Below are 17413 nucleotides of genomic sequence, written 5' to 3' on the forward strand. Positions count from 1 at the left end.
AGCCGAAAATCTTCGGTATTAAGCTATTGTTAACTGCACCAGGGGTCAACGAAATCAACTAGTTAACGAAGACTTTTTGGTCCACCGTGGTAAATTGGTTGACGCGGGAACCGGACACCCGAAAAGGCATTTGAAATGAATACCTTGCAGCGAACTACTCGGAAAAATTGTGCGACCTTGCGAGCAACGACAGTGGTATTATTGTCCGGTCTGACCGTTGCGCTGTGTGGATTCGCCGCGCCGGCATGGGCCGAGGACCCGCTCTCCCCGGTCGAGCGAACGGTCAAATCCCTCCCCAACAAGGACACGCGAATCGGCGTCTACATCAACGTGCTGCCCGACTGCACATCGGGGCCGCTGCCCACGATCCGCCTCGTCAATGCGCCCGCCTCCGGGAAGGTGACCGTCAAGTCGGCGAAGGTGAAAGCAACCAACTACAAGTCCTGTCTCGCACTGGAAGTGCCGGCCTACGTCGCGTTCTACAAATCGCAGCCGGACTTCGTCGGCGACGACGTGCTGATGATCGAGGTCAAATATGCCGGCGGTCGAACCGAAATTCAGAAGATCACGGTCAACGTGGTCGGCCCGGGAGCGCAGCAGAAGATCTAGCTGAGCCACCTCGTCACCGGCACAATCCTGCTCGATCTCGCACGCAAGAGCATAGGGCCTGCAGGCCCGAATGCGTCACCATTTGCTGACGCAGGACGGCAACAGATGAAAGCCAAGTGATGCCTCGGGGCGTCGTGGCAAACGCCGCGGTTTGACGGTGTTGGCGATTTTTGCTCTCTTAGCCCTGTGATTTGAAAATTTCTTTGGGGGCGGCAATGCGTAATTTCATGGCCAAGTGTCTGACGGCCAAGTGTCTGACGGCGGCTGTTCTTTTCGGAGCCGGAGTGGCGGGCAGTCCTGGGGCAGCCAACGCGGCCGATATGGCCTTGAAGGCTTCTCCGAGCGGGATCGGCAGTTGCTCGGAGCTCGTCTTCACCTGCGAGAACGGCAGGCAATACCCGCTGTGCCCGATCGCAGTGTCAATCGACGGCGACGTCGTGACGGCATCGCTGCATACCGGCCGCTCCGGCGGCGTGCATGTACGCCTGGTCCCGATGGGGGTCGGATATCGCTACGCCGGTCCCGGCGTCTGGGTGGACGGCTTCGGCGGCAATGCCCTGCTCAATTTCGGCAAGCACAGCCAGATCGCCTGCACGATCGAGAACTACTAATTGACGTGTGCCTGAGCGGCGCCCTCGCAAGGCGCCGCGGTTCAGCCGCTCGCTAACCTTTGGTGCGAACGACGAGCGCCCTCGCGCGAGGGTACATGAAGGCCTTGGGCTGGACGTACACCGGACAATAATTGTCCCACTGATATTGCTGCCAATTCCACTTCCAGCAGCCGGTCGCGATCTCGGGGTCGGGATACCAGTTCAGCCGGTACGGCTCATCGCCGAAGGGATAAGGACCGCCCTGGGCGCTGGCGGACGATGCACACATGCAGACGGCGGCAGCAATCGCGACAAGGCATGACTTATACATGACTTTCTCCGAATATGCCGGCATAGTGCCAAATCGATACATCCTTATCAAGCTTGGAAACGCGAGTCGCATTAGCGATCGCGTCCGCCACAGCGCCGGCTCTCAAGACATTGCTCGGACCGGGAGCCCACCGAAGTTGCTGCCGGCCTCGGCACCAATTGCGGCCGCTCAGATGATTGCAATCGAAGTCATTCCCCACACAAGTCTCGTTTCATGAAACAAACCATTTCCCTCAATGCCAAGCTTCGGTGGCCGGACGTCAAGGACCATTACGTCGTCATCTATGAAGGGCATGTGATCGGCAACGTGCATCGTTCCGGAGACAGCTGGTCCTGGTCGATAAGCGTCCCGATGGCCTTGCCTGATTGGTCGGCCGGAAACGCGCCGACCCTGCACGACGGCATCAAGTTACTCGGCGGCGCCTGGACCAAAATACTGAACGCGACCAGCCCGGAGCGCCTGCAGCGGGCATGGGATCTCGAGCGAGCTGCCGAAGCTCGGAGCACGGATTCCGGCTCCGACAAATAATGTCGGGTTGCCAAGGGTGTACTGCGTAGACGCGACGCCGCACGTCCCGCTCAGTTGGAGTGCCTACGCCTTCTCATTGATGGAGATCTCTTCGGGCCTTGCCAATTTCAAGTCGGCAAGCCCGGCTGGCTCCCGCGTCGTCTTTCGCCACTGCGCCGGCGTGACGCCCATATGGCTCTTGAAGGCGCGCTGGAATGCTGCCTCGGATTGATATCCGACCGCTTCTCCAACAGCTCCAGTCGAGACCGACGATGTCCTCAATTGGTTCGCTGCGAGGCTCATGCGAATGTCCGTCAGGAGATCGCTCGGCGAGCATCCAAGTTTCTCCTGGAATTGACGGGCAAGTGTCGCACGCGACATGTTGCAGAGACGCGCAAGCGCGGGCAGCGTCCATGCGCGTGCCGGCGCGCTAAACAAGGCGGCGACCGCGGGCGCAAGGCGCGGATGGCCTGCAAGTGCAAGGAGCCCCCGTGGCGCCGCATCGGTCTCGCTGGCGAGCCGCAGCACGAGTGCGAACATCGCCGTCGTTAGTGCGTTCAGCATCGCGCGGCCACCCAATTGGTCGTCCGCCGTCTCGCCGCGCATCAGGGCAACGAGGCCCGCGAGTTGCCCCGCAGTGTCCCGCTGTCCGGCGTGAGCGCCGGCATTCACGATGAGGACAGGCGGCAGATAATTGCGCAGCAACCGGTCGTGCGGCGGAGCGATCGCGAAGTGTCCGCACAACAGATCGAGCCGCTCGTCCGCGCCGGGATTTTCGCTGATCGTGAAATTGAGAGCCGCACGGTCGCGGGCCTTGAGCGGCACGGCTCCGCTGCCGTCATGCATGACGTGCCGTGGATTGCCGGGAAGCAGGAGGATGTCGCCAGTCTTCAGTGGCAGCGGCCGGCCTCCCGCTGGATTCTCCAGAATCGCCGAGCCGGCAAGCACCGCATGGTACGGGATTTCGTTCGCCTCGCCCGGCCCCTGCTCGATCCGCCAGGGCACGCCGTAGGCGCAGCGCAGGTCGAGACGACCGCGCACCGGCATCATCTCGAACAACCGGCTAAGCCAATCCATGGCGGCCTCCCGAAAATGAGATGATTGAGCATATAGCAGCGCCTTCTCGGCATTAAAAGTCTCGAGCCGAGACCCTACTGTCACTCCGCAATCGTTCACCACCCCAACCAAGGAGTGCCACCATGTCTCGTCTTTCTGTCCCGAACCTCGAAACCGATGCCGGTCCGTCCGGTCAGGTCTATGCCCAGATCAAGAAGGCCATCGGCAACGTGCCGAACACGTTCGCGGCCATCGCCGCCCATGGTCCCGCTGCGCTCAAGGCCGTGCTTGCTGCCGATGCGGTGCTTGCCTCCGGAAGCCTGAGCAAGTCCGACAAGGAGATCATCAAGCTCGTCATCAGCGAAGTCGCCGGCTGTGACTATTGTGTCGCCGCCCATAGCCATCTCGGAAAGCTCGCCGGCGTGAAGCCGGAGGTGCTCAAGCAGATCCGCGACGGCCAGCCCACCGGCGATGCCAGGCGCGATGCGCTGGTCGCCTTCGTTCGCAAGCTCGCGCGATCGAGCGGCACCGTCAGCGACGAAGACTTCGCCGCGATAACGGCCGCCGGTTACAGCGACGCGCAGCTCGTGGAGATCAGCCTCGCCTTCGCGACCACGGTCTTCACCAACGTCTTCAACCGCATCAACGACACCGAGATCGACTTCCCGGCCGTCGCGTAACGCGACCGCGCCGCATCGATCATCTCAAAGGGATCACGCCCATGACTACGCTTGCCAATACGGCTCAAAACCCTCTCGTCCGCGTGCTGGAGAGATCCGGTCTCCTGGCTGAGGACCTCGACTACCACGTCGTCCGCGCTTCGATGGTGATCATGTTCTTCTTCTTCGGTTACCAGAAGTGGTTTCCGTACGAATTCGAACGACTAGTCCCGTTCATCAGCAACGGTCCGCTGATCTGGTGGCTCTATCCCGTGTTCGGCCATGCCGGCGCCAGCTATTTCCTTGGCGCCTCGGAATGGACGTTCGGCTCGCTGTTGCTCGCGGGCTTCTGGGACAAGCGTCTTGGCGTTCTCGGCTCCCTCGGCTCGACCGGCACCTTAATCGCGACGGTCACCATCATTCCCTTCATGCCGGAAGGCTGGGACATCGCGGCGGGAGGCTTCCCCGCGATGACCGGAAACGTGCCCTTCCTGATGAAGGACGTCGTGCTGCTCGCAGTCTCCTTCTACCTCCTGCGACAGGACCTGGTTCGCCTGACGCGGCAATAGGGTGGTACTCCTGCTGACGGCGATGCGTCGCCGGTGAGCTTTCCAGCTCGCCGGCGATTGCGGGTCTGGCGCCGGCCTCCTCGTCGCCGTCAAACACGCTCCCTGCGCTCCAACGGTAGGGCAAACAGCAGGACTAGCATGACCAGACCCATCAGCGCGGCGTAGGCGCTGGCCGCTGCGAAGGCGCTGCCATAGGCTTCCACCTCGGCCGCCCCTCCCCCGCGGGCATGGACAAGCACGGCGGCAAACAAGCTGCCAACCAGAGCGACACCGAAAGCACCCCCCACTTGCTGCGCGGTACTGAGCATGCCCGAGGCCGATCCGATGTCGCGATGAGGAATGCCGCCGAGAATGGTATTGAAAAGCGGCGTCACCAACAGGCCTTGGCCAAATCCGACGAGCAGCAGACTCGGGATAAGCGCTTCGGCCTGCATGGGCGCCCCGAAAAACGCCGTGCCGGCCGCCGCGCCGTTGCCGATCGCTTTAATCGTAGAGCCGACCGCGAGTACATTCCATCGGTGCTCGGCTGCTACTCGCCCGGCGATTGTCGAGCCAATCATGAATGCAACGGGTACTGCGGAAAGAATGATGCCGGCGGCCAGTGGCGATCGACCAAGCCCAACCTGCACCAGGAACGCGTAGGCGAGAAAGAAGGAGCTATGAGTGGAATAGTAGACCAGCACCAACACAACGCCAATCGTGAACGACCGATTGCAAAACAGACCCGTCTGCAACAACGGCGATTCGCCTCGGCAGGATTTGCCATACTGATGCCAAGCGAACCCGACCAGGACCGGGACGGCAGCGCAAAGCATTGCCACCGACCAGACCGGCCATCCCGCCTCCCGTCCTTCCACTAACGGATAGAGCAATAGTCCGAGGCCAATAGCACTTAAGGCAACCCCCGTGACATCGAGCCGTTGACCGGCCGACACTGTGTCCATCGGGATCAGGCGTAGCGCCGCTCGGATCGCCAGCAAACCGATCGGGATGTTCACCAGGAAGATCGTTCGCCAGCCCAGATCCCACAGATCAATACTGACCAGCATGCCACCCAGCACCTGGCCTGTGACCGCGGCCAGTCCCAATACAATCCCAAGCGCCGCAAAGGCTTTGGTACGTATTGCGCTCTCTGCGAAGGTCATGTGGATCAGCGCGAGCGCCTGCGGGAACAGGACGGCCGCAGTGAGACCTTGCAGCAATCGAGCCAAGATCAGTGTCGTCGCGGTTGGCGAGAGGCCGCACAGTGCCGATGCAACAGTAAAGCCAGCCAGCCCAAGGCTAAACATTCTCCGGCGACCGCACAGGTCGCCCAGCCGGCCGCCAGTAATCAGCATCACCGCATAGGCCAAGCCGTAGCCAGCGATCACCAGTTCGGCTTGTCCAAAGCTCGCCCCAAGCTGGCGCCGGATATCTGGGATGGCGACATTCACAATCATCATGTCCATCACGGTCATGAACGGGCCGACCAGCACCACGGACAGAGTAAGCCATGGACGCGACTGATGTGCATGGGTGACGGAAGCGGCCAGGTCGTCCATGTGAAGCTCCGGCAGGTGGCTGTCCCTGTCGGAGAGTGAAGCAATTCGCTATAGTGAAAAATGTAAGTCGTTATCCTATTAGCTCGAACAACAGCGTGATGGACCGTGACAAATCTACAGCGCACCGACGACCGCCGAGCACTGTCCGATTTCGTGCGTGATCGGCGCTCCCGCATTGCGCCTGAACAAGTTGGACTGGCGGGAGGACCTCGTCGTCGTGCACCAGGGCTGCGGCGTGAGGAGGTTGCCCATCTCGCCGGGGTCGGCGTCACGTGGTACACTTGGTTCGAGCAAGGCCGCGCTATTCAGGTCTCCGCCGATTTTCTTGAGCGGATATGTCGAGCGCTGCGTCTTGACACTGCGGAACGCGCACACCTCTACGCCTTGGCGCAGCACCGGCCGCCACTCGCGGCCACGCCGAACGTCCCAACCGTCTCGCCGGTCCTGCAAACCTTTCTCGATAGCTTGCCCAACCCAGCCTACCTCAAGACGCCGCGGTGGGATGTGGTGGCTTGGAACTCGGCCGCGGTCGCGCTGTTCGGCGACTATGCCCTGATGCCTCCGAATGAACGCAACAGTCTTTGGCTGACGTTCGTCGACCCCCGTTACCGTCAGATGAGGCCAGACTGGGAACAGGGAGCCCGCCAGGCTCTGGCCAAGTTTCGCCTCGACCACAGCCAAGCCAACGGCGATCCCGCCTTCGATGCACTTGTTGAGGCGCTAAGGGCGGCCAGCGTCGAATTCCGACATTGGTGGCCGCGGCAAGACGTGACAGAGCGAAGCGAAGGAATTAAGCGCTTCAGGCACGAGACTTGGGGAGAAGTCGAGTTCGCCTACACCACGTTCCTGGTCGAGGGAGCATCGGAGCTGCGCCTGGTCACCTTTACGCCGCCGGACGGCGCCTGCAGGGCGCCGCGGCTCTAGCACGCCAAGGACTAGCGCGAATGGCTGAACAGGTCCGTCGTGGCGTCGTCGACTGCGATATCAACCAGCGCGGGGCCGCTTGACGCCAGAGCCTCGGCAAGAACGCGATCGAGCTCGCCGACATCGGTCACGCGCGTGCCCGGACAGCCAAGACCCTTGGCAAGCGCCACGAAGTCGAGCCCGGGCAGATCGATCCCGGGCGGGCGATGCGCCTGCATGAGTTGGCTGAAGGCGCGCATCGCGCCATAGCCGGAATTGTTCATGATCACGAACGTAATCGGCAGCTTGCGTTGTGCCGCGGTCCAGATCGCCTGGACACAGTACAACGCCGAACCGTCGCCGATCAGCCCCACGATACGTCGGCCCGGCCGTGCCAGCGCCACGCCGACGGAGGCCGGCAGGCTGTAACCAAGTCCGCCGCTCGCCATGGTGTAGAAGCTGTCCGCGCCCGGCCGCGGCAGGAATTGCTGAATGGCGGGACGATGCGACGGCGCCTCCTCGACCACGATCGCATCGCGCGGCATCAGCTCCGAGAGGCGGCTCAGCGCATAGGCCGGAGGGATCGGATTTTTCGCGGCGGGAATTGCGGGCTGAGGGCGCGCAGCCGGCGCATCGCGCTTCGCGACGTCAGGCAGCGCCGCCAGCAGCGCAGGAAGCGCCTTCGGCAGCGTGCTGATGATGGTGTCGCCGGCAGCAGCGGACGCTGCCTCGGTCGGATCGTCGGTGATCTGCCAGACCGGCGTTCCATCATCGAGCAGTTCGCATTGTCCCTCGACGTGGAAGGTGAACACGGGCGCCCCGACCACGACGATCAGATCGGCGCCGCGCAAGGCGCGGGCGAGCCCACCTGGCGCGGCCGGAAGGAAGCCCGCGAATTGCGGATGCAATTCCGGAAAGCTCGACCGGCTCGACATCGGGCTTGCAAACACTGCCGCCCTCGCCCGCTCGGCCACCGCGACCATCGCATCGACGCAGCCGTTGCGATCAATTTCGGGCCCGACCACGAATGCGGGTCTTTTGGCTGCTGTAATCGCCGCGCCGAGCCGAACGATCGCCGCCGGATCCGGCGCAAACTCCGTCGCGATGTTGCGGACCGGCGGAGCGACCGCAGGCCGCGCCCAATCGTCCGAAGGCACCGACACGAATGTCGGGCCGCGCGGATGCTGCATGGCCGTTAAGAAGGCCTGCGCAATGGCCGCGGGGACGTCCTCGGCGCGCGCAGGTTCCGAACTCCATTTCACATACGGTTTTGGAAACTGTTCGGCGTCCTCGGCGAAGAGATAAGGCCGCATCCGCAGCAGGCTGCGCGCCTGCTGCCCGGCCGTCACCACCATCGGCGTCTTGTTGCGAAACGTGGTGAAGAGATTACCGAGCGCATGGCCGAGCCCGGCCGCCGAATGCAGGTTGACGAAGGCCGGACATCCCGTGGCCTGCGCATAACCGTCGGCCATGCCGACGACACAAGCTTCCTGCAGGCCAAGCACGTAGTCGATGTCATCCGGCCAATCGCCGAGAAAGGCAAGCTCGGTCGAGCCTGGATTGCCGAAGACGCGGTCGACGCCGAAGGAACGAAGCACACCGAGGGTCGCTTCCCGAACCGTCAAGACTTTCGAATTCATGGACTGATTTCCTGGCATGCTTCGCCGTGTCGTGGCGCGATCAGAAGGGGTAGTGCTGGGGCTGCGTCTCGATCGTGATCCAGCGCAGATCGGTGAATTCGGCGATCCCGGCCTGGCCGCCGAAGCGGCCGTAGCCAGATCCCTTCATGCCGCCGAACGGCATCTGCGCCTCGTCATGCACGGTCGGTCCATTGACATGGCAAATGCCGCTTTCGATGCGCTGCGCGACCGTCAGCGCACGCGCGACATCCTTGCCGAACACCGCGGCCGAGAGACCGTACTCGGTGTCGTTGGCAAGACGCACCGCATCATCCACGCCACGCGCGCGGATCACCGAGACGACGGGGCCAAAACTCTCTTCGGTGTAAATGCGCATGCCGGGCACGACGCGATCGAGAACCGTTGCCGGAACGACCGTGCCGGCACGCTCTCCGCCCGCGAGCTTGGCGGCGCCCTTGCCGATCGCGTCCTCGATCAGAGCAACGACATGCTTGGCCGGGGCCTCGTCGATCATCGAGCCGACGACGACCGGACCGGAGCGCGGGTCGCCCGCCGGAAGCGCGCCCGCCTTCTTGGCGAGCTTCTCGACAAAGCGATCGGCCACGCTCTCATCGACGATCACGCGCTCCGTCGACATGCAGACCTGGCCCTGGTTGATGAAGGCGCCGAACGCCACGGCCGCGACCGCGGCATCGAGGTCGGCATCGTCGAGCACGACGAGAGGTGCCTTGCCACCGAGCTCGAGCAGCACCGGCTTGAGATGCCGGCCGGCGAGTTCGGCGATGACGCGGCCGACGCGGGTCGAGCCGGTGAAGTTGATCCGCCTGACGGCGGGATTGGCGATGAGTCGCTCGACCACGGCCGGCGCATCCGCCGGCGCATTGGTCACGACATTCACGACACCCGGCGGGAAGCCGGCATCCCTGAACACGTCTCCGATCAGTCGGTGCGTTCCAGGACAGATCTCGGACGCCTTGAGCACCACCGTGTTGCCGCAGGCGAGCGGCGTCGCCACCGCGCGAACGCCGAGAATGATCGGGGCGTTCCAAGGCGCGATGCCAAGGCACACGCCGGCCGGCTGACGAACGGACATCGCGAGGCATCCCGGCTTGTCGGACGGGATCACCTCGCCGGCGACCTGCGTCGTCAGCGAGGCCGCCTCGCGCAGCATGCCGGTCGCGAGCTTCACGTTGAAGGCCGACCAGACCTCTGTGGTGCCGATCTCGGCCATCATGATTCGGATGAAGGCGTCGCGTTTGGCGTCGAGCGCATCGGCCGCCTTGAGCAGCAGACCGCGCCTCGCATTCGGGCCAAGTCCCGACCACTGCGCCAGCGCGGCGGAGGCCGCCGCCACTGCGGCATCGGCGTCCGACACTGTCGCGGCCGCCGCGCGGCTCGCGACCTCTTGTGACAGCGGATTGCGCCGCTCGAACACCTTGCCGCCGGAAGCGGCCTGATCCCGCCCGTTGATCAGAAGATTGACGTCCATGAGAACCTCCCTTGTGTTGGCGCTGGACCTAGCCGAGCAGCCGCGATTTGCTGGTCTCGCGCGCGAAACCGAGCGCGATCACCGCCGCGACCGCGAGGGCGAGGTAATATCCGGTGATGGCGTAGGTGGAGCCCGTCTGCGCAAGCAGGCTGGTGGCGACGAGCGGTGCGATGCCGCCGCCGAGCACCGTCCCGAGCTGCTTTCCGATCGACACGCCGGTGAAACGGATGCGGGTCGGAAACAGCTCCGGGAAATAGCTTCCTTCAGTGCCGAACATCAAAGGATGGATCACGCCCGCGGCCAGGATCACCGCAGCCGTGACCAGGAGCGTGTCACGGCTTGCGACAGCACCGTAGAACGCAAACATCGACAAGCTTGCGAGCATGACGCCGGCGAGGAACAGCCGTTTCCGTCCGATCCGGTCGGACCACGCGCCGATGAGCGGCATCGCAACGAGGCCCACGAGATTGGCGAACAGCACGGCCTGCGTGATCACGTCCTTCTGGACGCCGAGCTGGCGCGTTGCGAAGGAGATGGTGAAGATGGCGGTCAAATAGAAATAGGATGTTTGCGCCATCTCGGCAAAGAACACGATGAGGATCGGTCGCCAATGTCCCCTCACCGCCTCGACGGCAGGTACTGCTTCAGCCACCTCCGCCGCGCGGAACGTCGCGCTCTCCTCGATGCGCAAGCGCATGTAGACGCCGAGCGCGACCAGCACCGCGCTGATCAGGAACGGAACGCGCCAGCCCCATGACAGCAGCTCCGCCTCCGGCAGCCGCGAGATCGCGAGCGCCGCAAACGAGGCGAGCACCACGCCAACGGGCCCCGCGGCCTGGATCACGGCAGCAGAGAAGCCGCGCCGGTGACCGGGCGCCGTTTCGATCGCCATCAGGATCGCCGCGGTCGACTCGCCGCCGAGCGCAAAGCCCTGAAGGAAGCGCAGCAGAACGAGCGCGATCGTCGCGATCAGGCCCGCGCTGGCGTAGGTCGGCAACAGCCCGATTGACATGGTCGCAAGTCCCATCATGAGCAGCGTGCACAACAGGACGGATTTGCGACCGAGGCGATCGCCGAAATGTCCGAACACGATCCCGCCGAGCGGGCGCGCCAGGAATCCGACGGCAAACGTCGCGAAGACCGCGATGGTCGCCGTGAGCTGATCGAACTTCGGGAAGAACAGCTGATCGAACACCAGCGGCGCGATCAGGCCGTAGATGAAGAAATCGTACCATTCGATCGCGGTGCCGATCGTGCCGGCGATCAGAATGCGCCGGCGGCTGCTTGCGGTCTGCTCGCCGCCGGCAACAGTGGCCGCACGATCGCCGTAGCCCTCGAGTGTTCCTGTCGTCACTTTGTCCTCCTCCGGTGTCGTTGTCGTTTTGTTGTTGTTAGTGCCCACACGGCCGCAGGTCGGACGCGGCGGCGGGAATCGATCAGCTTGCCAGACGTGCGCCGCTGCTCGCACTATGCCCGAGCGCGCGGGCAAGAACGCGCCCGAGCGTCCCCGCCTGCGATGCGCTACCGCGCCAGGCCACGATCTGGTCGGGACGTATGAGAGCGAGGTCGGCCTCATAGAGATCGCGCAAGGATTTTGGCAGCGTGACGAGTTTCACCTCGACGCCAATCGTCCTGACGGCTTCAGCAAGCGGAGCGTGAGCGGACGCGACCTCGCCGAACTGGAGCAGTGTCCACTCGAACCCGAACAGGTCGTACAAGGACACGCCGTCCTCCAGCCACGCATGCGGTGCGCGGCCGCCGGGACAGGCGCTGGGAACGTAGACATTTGCAGCGTCGGGCGGCGGCTGGCTGCCGTCGGAGACGATGATCGGCGAGGCGTCGTAGCGGCCACCAAAGGTGACGCCGGGAATGTTGAACTCGGCGCGGGCGTGCTGTTCGAGATAGATGCCGGCGGTTCGCCTCGCCTCGCGGCCGGCTTCCGTGGCGTCCTCGATCTCGGTCGCGGGCGCGAACAGACCGAGCGAGTCGGCGAAGCGGCGCGCGTAATCGGTGTTGCGGAGCGCGACCGGACGACGCTCGACCTCGTAGCTGTCGAGCAGCGCAGCCGGGCTCACGCCCTTGACGACGCTTGCGAGCTTCCAGCCGAGATTGACCGCATCCTCGATCGCGGTGTTGTAACCGAGGCCTCCCGTTGGCGTGAACAGATGCGCCGCGTCGCCGCCGAGGAAAACCCTGCCCCGCTGCATTCCATTCGCGACCAGCGCGTGACCCGCGGTCCAGGTCAAGAACGAGAGCACCTCGCATTCGATCGGCGCACCGCATGCGCGCTGAAACGCGGCCTTGGCCTCGTTGATCGTGATCGCGCTCTCGTCCTCGCCCGGCCGCAGCTGCGTGTGGAACGCGAATTCGTCGCGGCCATTCACGGACGCCATGAAGGCGCGGCGGTCACCGTTGAAGCAGTTGTACATCCACGCCTTGGCGTGCGGGATGCTCGCGTAGAAATCAGGCGAACGGAGATAGACGGCCAGCATCCGTCCGCCCATGAAATCGCGCTGCGTTCCGGTCTCGCCGCCATAGACGATCCCGAGCGATTGCCGGACCTGCGAACGCGGCCCGTCGGCGCCGACCATGTAGTCGGCTCGAACTTCAAAGCGGCGACCGTCATCGAGACACTCGATTTCGCCGACGATGCCCTCATCGCTTTCGACGTAGTTGATCAGACGATGGCCATAGTTGAGCTGGATTCCAGGAAGCCGTTCGGCATGCCGGCGCAGCACCGCCTCGACATATTTCTGCGAGACGCGGTGCGGCAGCTCGGCGGCGCTCCAGGAGCCGGACAAGCCCTTGATGAGCTCGCCCGCGCGTGACGATGACGGCAATTGAAACCGCGCCAACTCATAGCCGGTGTAGCGGGTGAAGTACGCGACGTCGGTCGGATAGTCGGCGGGTAGGCCTTCCCGTCTTATCTCGTCGGCGAAACCCAGCCGCCGATAATGCTCCATCGAACGCGCCTGCGTCGCATTGGCTTGCGGATTGAAGGCCGTGCCAGGCTTTTCATCGACGAGGATCGCGGACACGCCGCGGCGGCCGAGCTCGTTGGCCAGCATCAACCCGCATGGCCCCCCGCCCACGATGAGCACCGAGGCCGTCAGACGTGTCTCCAAGACGCTTCTCCCTACCAGCATTATCTTGCATGGTAAGGTAGCCTGACGATATCGTCAAGCAGCCTGACTAATTCGCATCATCGAGCGTGTCGAACTCCGCGCCATAGACCGCCAGCCCCTTCAGGATCGCGTCCATCGTGGCCTCGCCGAGGTCGGCGCGCATCTCCTGTTCGGCAATGTCGACTGCATCGCGAAACGCGTCGAGCCATTTGAGCCCGGCCGGCGTAAATGTGACGATGCGGGCGCGCCGATCGGTCGGATCGGCAATGCGATCGACCAGGCCGAGCTCAGCGCATTGATCGACCAGCTCGCCCATCGCCTGCTTGCTCATGGATGCGCGGCGGGCGAGCTCCGTGAGCCTTGTCCCCTCCACATCGAGATTGCGCGTGAGGCTGACATGCGCGATGCGCGTTTCGTCGTGTCCCCTGTCGCTCATCAATTCGAGCACGCGACCTTCAAAGCGCCGTACTGCATTGTTGAGCAGGCGGCCAATGTTGGCATGTCGCCACGCGGTCCCGGATGTCCTTGCTTTCAATGGATGTGCGCCTTCTCGGAAGCAGTCAGAGCTCGAGCGTGTGTATCGCTCACTTCGTCGTGTCGATCCAGATCCCCGGCTCCGAATGCTCGCGGATGTAACTCACCAGGAAGTCCGAAAAGACCCTGATCTTGGCGGGCAGCCCGGCGCGGTTCTGATAGGCGATGTTCATGGTGAGCAGAGGCAGCTCCCACTCCATCAGCACCGGGACGAGACGGCCCGCCGCGATGTCGCTCTGCACGATGTAGAGCGGCTGGATGAGAATGCCGAGGCCTGCCAGCGCCGCGCCGCGGATGACCTGGCCGTCATTGCTGTCGAGCGTCGGCGTGATACGGACGGTCTGCGCGCCATTACCCTTCCGCAGACGCAGCGAATAGGGATCGTTGGCAAGGTTGTAGACGAGCATGTTGTGCCGCGCGAGATCGGCGGGCTGCTCCGGCTTGCTGCAGCTTGCGAGATATGACGGCGCGGCCGCCAGCACGCGGCGCATCTGGCCGATACGGCGGACGACGATGTTCGAATCCGGTTCGTGCTCGCGGGTCCGGATAGCCACATCGATACCCGCCTCGATGAAATCCGGATACCGGTTGGCGGTCGTGATCTGCAGATTGAGTTTTGGGTAACGCGCGCGAAACGCCGGCAGCATCGGGGCCAGATAGATCACGGCAAAGGAGAGCGAGCTCGTAACCCGCAACGTGCCCTGAGGCGACAAGGCACGATCGCTGACGATGTCCTCGGCTTCCGCCAATTCATTCAGAACCGGACCGCAACGCTCGAGCAGTTCCTGTCCCGCCTCCGTCAACCACAATCGGCGGGTGTTGCGCTCGATCAGCCGGACTGCAAGGCGCTCCTCCAGCGCACTGAGGTAGCGGCTGGCCGCCGCATTCGACATGCGCAGCGCCTCGGCAGCTTTGGACAGGCTGCCGAGCTCGGCCGTCTTGGAGAAGACCTCCAATTGCAGCAAGCGGTCCATTTTTTCACTTATAGAAAAAGAGACTTACAAATATTGGCCTTTATTTCCGCATCCTGCAAGCCAAAATGGCCTCAAGACAAGCAAGACAGCAGGCGAGGAAATCAGGAAATGTCGGGCCCGATCAGGCACATCGTGATGTGGCGGCTGCGTGGGGAGACCCCCGAGGAGCGCTCCGCCGCCCGACTCAAGGTCAAAACCCTGTTCGAGGGCCTCAAGGGCCGGATCGACGGCCTCACCCACATCGAGGTCGGCCTCGACGTCAGCGATGTCGATTATGCCTGCGACGTGGTCCTGTTTTCCGAATTCGCCAATCAGGCCGCGCTCGCCGCCTATGCCACCCATCCGGAACATCTGCGCGTGCGCGAAGCGCTGGGCGACTTGCGAACCGGACGCTTCCAGGTCGATTATCCCATCAAAGAGACCGGCGCATGATCGGTTCGTTCACATTTGAAAACCTCCCCTGCCGCGTCGTGTTCGGCAGCGGCACGCTTGCTGCGGCCAAAGCCGAAGTCGAACGGCTCGGCGGCAAGCGCGCGCTGGTGCTGACGACGCCGCAGCAGGAGACACAAGGCAAGAGCTTGGGCACGGCGCTCGGCCCGCTCTACGCAGGACTATTCCCCGGCGCCACCATGCATACGCCGGTCGAGGTCACCGTGCAGGCGCTCGCGGCGATGAAGGCGTGCGATGCCGACTGCGTCGTGTCGCTCGGCGGCGGATCGACCACCGGTCTTGGCAAGGCACTGGCCTTGCGCACCGGCGTCAACCAGCTCTGCATTCCCACCACCTATGCCGGCTCGGAGATGACGCCGATTGTCGGCCAGACCGAGAACGGCCTGAAGACCACGGTGCGCGACGCCGCCGTGCTGCCGGAGACCGTGATCTACGATGTCGATCTCACCCTGACGCTGCCGGCGAGCCTGGCCGCGACCTCCGGCATCAATGCGATCGCGCATGCGGTGGAAGCGCTCTACGCCCGCGACACCAATCCCGTCACGTCGCTGATGGCGGAGGAAGGCATTCGCGCATTGGCCCGCGCCCTGCCTGCCATTGCCGCGAAAAGCGATGACCACGAGGCCCGCACCGAGGCACTCTATGGCGCCTGGCTGTGCGGTGTTTGTCTGGGCACCGTCGGCATGGCGTTGCATCACAAGCTCTGCCATACGCTCGGCGGCACCTTCGATCTGCCGCACGCCGAGACCCACACCATCGTGCTGCCGCATGCGCTGGCCTACAACGCGCCCGCCGTGCCCGATGCGATGGCGCGCATCTCGCGCGCGATCGGCGCTGCCGATGCATCGCGGGGTCTGTACGATCTTGCGAAGCGGCTGAATGCAAAGCTTGCGCTGCGCGACGTCGGCATGCCCGAGAGCGGCATCGACAAGGCGGCCGATCTCGCCGTCACCAACGCCTACTGGAATCCGCGCCCGCTCGAGCGCAACGCCATCCGCGACCTGATCGCGCGCGCCTGGGCCGGCGAGCCGCCGGGCCCGGCCAAGGCGGCGGCTTGATCCGATGACGCGCACGCTGATCAAATCCGCTGTTGTCATCAGCATGGATGATGCGATTGGCGACCTCCGCACCGGCGATGTGCTGGTCGAGGGCAACCGTATCCTTGACGTGCGTCCATCGATCGATGTCGGCGGCGGCGCAGCCGACATCGAGATCGTCGACGGGACGGGCCGCATCGTCATCCCCGGCCTCATCAACGCGCATATGCACACCTGGCAGACAGCGCTCCGCGGCTATGCCGCGAACTGGACGCTGCTCGAATATTTCCGACGCATGCATGCCGGCCTCGCAACCGTGTTCCGGCCCGAGGACATCTACATCGCAACGCTGGTCGGCGCGCTGAACCAGATCAATTGCGGCGCCACGACGCTGGTCGACTGGTGCCACAACAATCCGACGCCTGACCATACCGACGCCGCTGTCCGCGGCCTGATCGAGAGCGGCATTCGCGCCGCATTCTTCCACGGCTCGCCGAAGCCCGAGCCAAAACCGGGCGAGCCGCACTTCTCCGAGATCGCGCACCCACGCCGCGAGGTCGAGCGGCTGCTCGCAGGTCCCCTCGCCGATCGCGACGGCCTCGTCACGCTGGGGCTCGCCATTCTCGGTCCGCATTATTCGACGCTAGACGTTGCCGTGCACGATTTTCGCCTGGCGCGCGAGCTCAAGCTGATCGCATCGATGCACCAGGGCGGCGGTCCGGCGAAGACGCCCGGCGGCTGGGAGAAGCTGATCGAGGCCGGCCTTGTCGGCGCCGGCGTCAACATCGTTCACGGCAACGATCTGCCCGACGATCTCCTCGATCGTCTGGTCGGTCTCGGCGTGTCCTTCTCGGTGACGCCTGAAAACGAGATGATCCAGGGCCACGGCTTCCCGATCACCGGACGGCTGCTGAAGCGCGGCGTGCGCCCGACGATCGGCATTGATCTGGAATCCGTGCTGGCCGGCGATCTCTTTTCCGCCGCGCGAGTCGCGCTGTCAATGCAGCGGGCACTCGATAACGCAGAGACGCGCAAGGCCAGCGGCACCATTCCGGCAACGACCACGATTCCAGCGCGCGAGGCACTGCGCTGGATCACGACTGAGGGCGCGCGGATGCTTGGCCGCGAGGATCAGATCGGCTCGCTGACGCCAGGAAAGCTCGCCGACCTCGTCATCATCAACGCTTCCGATCTCAACCTCTTCCCGGTGCACGACCCCGTTTCCACCGTCGTGATGCAGACGAGCCTCGCCAATATCGAGGCCGTCATGATCGGCGGCACCTGGAAGAAACGGAACGGGCGTCTGCTGCTTGAGGGGCTGGAGACGAAGAAAGAGCTGCTCGCGCAATCGGGCCAGCGGCTGGTGCAGGACATCGAACGACAGGGACGCGCCGCCTGA

At 63.9% G+C, this 17413-nt stretch carries 18 protein-coding genes; 9 read left to right on the forward strand and 9 right to left on the reverse strand.

Annotated features, from left to right (window positions below):
* The first annotated feature begins 192 nt into the window (after window positions 1–192).
* Window positions 193–609, forward strand: coding sequence for a hypothetical protein (locus tag AXW67_RS04860; protein ID WP_082907771.1), 417 nt, complete (start codon window positions 193–195; stop codon window positions 607–609).
* Window positions 610–893: 284 nt separating this feature from the next.
* Window positions 894–1220 (forward strand): hypothetical protein, encoded by a 327-nt coding sequence (locus tag AXW67_RS43040; protein WP_245315416.1) that lies wholly within the window; start codon window positions 894–896, stop codon window positions 1218–1220.
* Between the two features lie 52 nt (window positions 1221–1272).
* On the opposite strand, the gene AXW67_RS04870 is transcribed toward AXW67_RS43040, so the two are convergent.
* Window positions 1273–1530, reverse strand: coding sequence for a hypothetical protein (locus AXW67_RS04870; RefSeq protein WP_027555440.1), 258 nt, complete (start codon window positions 1528–1530; stop codon window positions 1273–1275).
* A 213-nt stretch (window positions 1531–1743) separates the two neighbouring features.
* Here AXW67_RS04870 and AXW67_RS04875 point away from each other — a divergent pair, with 213 nt between their 5' ends.
* Window positions 1744–2058 (forward strand): hypothetical protein, encoded by a 315-nt coding sequence (locus AXW67_RS04875; protein ID WP_063676920.1) that lies wholly within the window; start codon window positions 1744–1746, stop codon window positions 2056–2058.
* Window positions 2059–2121: 63 nt separating this feature from the next.
* Here AXW67_RS04875 and AXW67_RS04880 read toward each other — a convergent pair whose 3' ends face one another.
* Window positions 2122–3114, reverse strand: coding sequence for an AraC family transcriptional regulator (locus AXW67_RS04880; RefSeq protein WP_063676921.1), 993 nt, complete (start codon window positions 3112–3114; stop codon window positions 2122–2124).
* Between the two features lie 122 nt (window positions 3115–3236).
* Here AXW67_RS04880 and AXW67_RS04885 point away from each other — a divergent pair, with 122 nt between their 5' ends.
* Together AXW67_RS04885 and AXW67_RS04890 are read left to right on the forward strand one after the other, a co-directional pair.
* Window positions 3237–3773 (forward strand): carboxymuconolactone decarboxylase family protein, encoded by a 537-nt coding sequence (locus AXW67_RS04885; RefSeq protein ID WP_063676922.1) that lies wholly within the window; start codon window positions 3237–3239, stop codon window positions 3771–3773.
* Window positions 3774–3814: 41 nt separating this feature from the next.
* A complete protein-coding gene (locus AXW67_RS04890; RefSeq protein ID WP_063676923.1) occupies window positions 3815–4321 on the forward strand; it encodes a YkgB family protein in 507 nt (168 codons plus the stop codon).
* Between the two features lie 89 nt (window positions 4322–4410).
* On the opposite strand, the gene AXW67_RS04895 is transcribed toward AXW67_RS04890, so the two are convergent.
* Entirely contained in the window at window positions 4411–5862 is a 1452-nt protein-coding gene (locus tag AXW67_RS04895; protein WP_063676924.1) for an MFS transporter, read from the reverse strand.
* 105 nt (window positions 5863–5967) lie between these two features.
* On the opposite strand from AXW67_RS04895, the gene AXW67_RS04900 reads away from it, so the two are divergent.
* A complete protein-coding gene (locus tag AXW67_RS04900; protein WP_027555435.1) occupies window positions 5968–6786 on the forward strand; it encodes a helix-turn-helix transcriptional regulator in 819 nt (272 codons plus the stop codon).
* Between the two features lie 11 nt (window positions 6787–6797).
* On the opposite strand, the gene mdlC is transcribed toward AXW67_RS04900, so the two are convergent.
* The 6 genes from mdlC to AXW67_RS04930 form a co-directional block, all read right to left on the reverse strand.
* Window positions 6798–8405: a benzoylformate decarboxylase gene (gene mdlC / locus AXW67_RS04905; protein WP_082907772.1), complete on the reverse strand. Its 1608-nt coding sequence runs from the start codon at window positions 8403–8405 to the stop codon at window positions 6798–6800.
* 40 nt (window positions 8406–8445) lie between these two features.
* Entirely contained in the window at window positions 8446–9894 is a 1449-nt protein-coding gene (locus AXW67_RS04910) for an aldehyde dehydrogenase (RefSeq protein WP_027555433.1), read from the reverse strand.
* A 28-nt stretch (window positions 9895–9922) separates the two neighbouring features.
* Window positions 9923–11248 (reverse strand): MFS transporter, encoded by a 1326-nt coding sequence (locus AXW67_RS04915; protein ID WP_063676983.1) that lies wholly within the window; start codon window positions 11246–11248, stop codon window positions 9923–9925.
* A gap of 82 nt (window positions 11249–11330) precedes the next feature.
* A complete protein-coding gene (locus AXW67_RS04920; RefSeq protein WP_063676926.1) occupies window positions 11331–13040 on the reverse strand; it encodes an FAD-dependent oxidoreductase in 1710 nt (569 codons plus the stop codon).
* Between the two features lie 46 nt (window positions 13041–13086).
* Complete coding sequence (locus AXW67_RS04925) at window positions 13087–13554, reverse strand: MarR family winged helix-turn-helix transcriptional regulator (RefSeq protein WP_063676927.1); 468 nt, start codon at window positions 13552–13554, stop codon at window positions 13087–13089.
* A gap of 49 nt (window positions 13555–13603) precedes the next feature.
* On the reverse strand, window positions 13604–14527 hold the full coding sequence (locus tag AXW67_RS04930) for a LysR family transcriptional regulator (RefSeq protein ID WP_063676928.1): 924 nt from the start codon (window positions 14525–14527) through the stop codon (window positions 13604–13606).
* A 108-nt stretch (window positions 14528–14635) separates the two neighbouring features.
* On the opposite strand from AXW67_RS04930, the gene AXW67_RS04935 reads away from it, so the two are divergent.
* The 3 genes from AXW67_RS04935 to AXW67_RS04945 are packed head-to-tail and all read left to right on the forward strand — an operon-like array spanning window position 14636 to window position 17413.
* Entirely contained in the window at window positions 14636–14959 is a 324-nt protein-coding gene (locus AXW67_RS04935) for a Dabb family protein (protein WP_063676929.1), read from the forward strand.
* Window positions 14956–16035 carry a maleylacetate reductase gene (locus AXW67_RS04940; protein ID WP_063676930.1) on the forward strand — a complete coding sequence of 360 codons (1080 nt, stop codon included), beginning with the start codon at window positions 14956–14958 and terminating at the stop codon, window positions 16033–16035. Before AXW67_RS04935 ends, AXW67_RS04940 begins: the two co-directional genes overlap by 4 nt.
* Before the next feature lie 4 nt (window positions 16036–16039).
* Window positions 16040–17413, forward strand: a complete 1374-nt coding sequence (locus AXW67_RS04945) for an amidohydrolase family protein (protein ID WP_063676931.1) — start codon at window positions 16040–16042, stop codon at window positions 17411–17413.

Source organism: Bradyrhizobium neotropicale, assembly GCF_001641695.1.
GTDB classification, from domain to species: domain Bacteria; phylum Pseudomonadota; class Alphaproteobacteria; order Rhizobiales; family Xanthobacteraceae; genus Bradyrhizobium; species Bradyrhizobium neotropicale.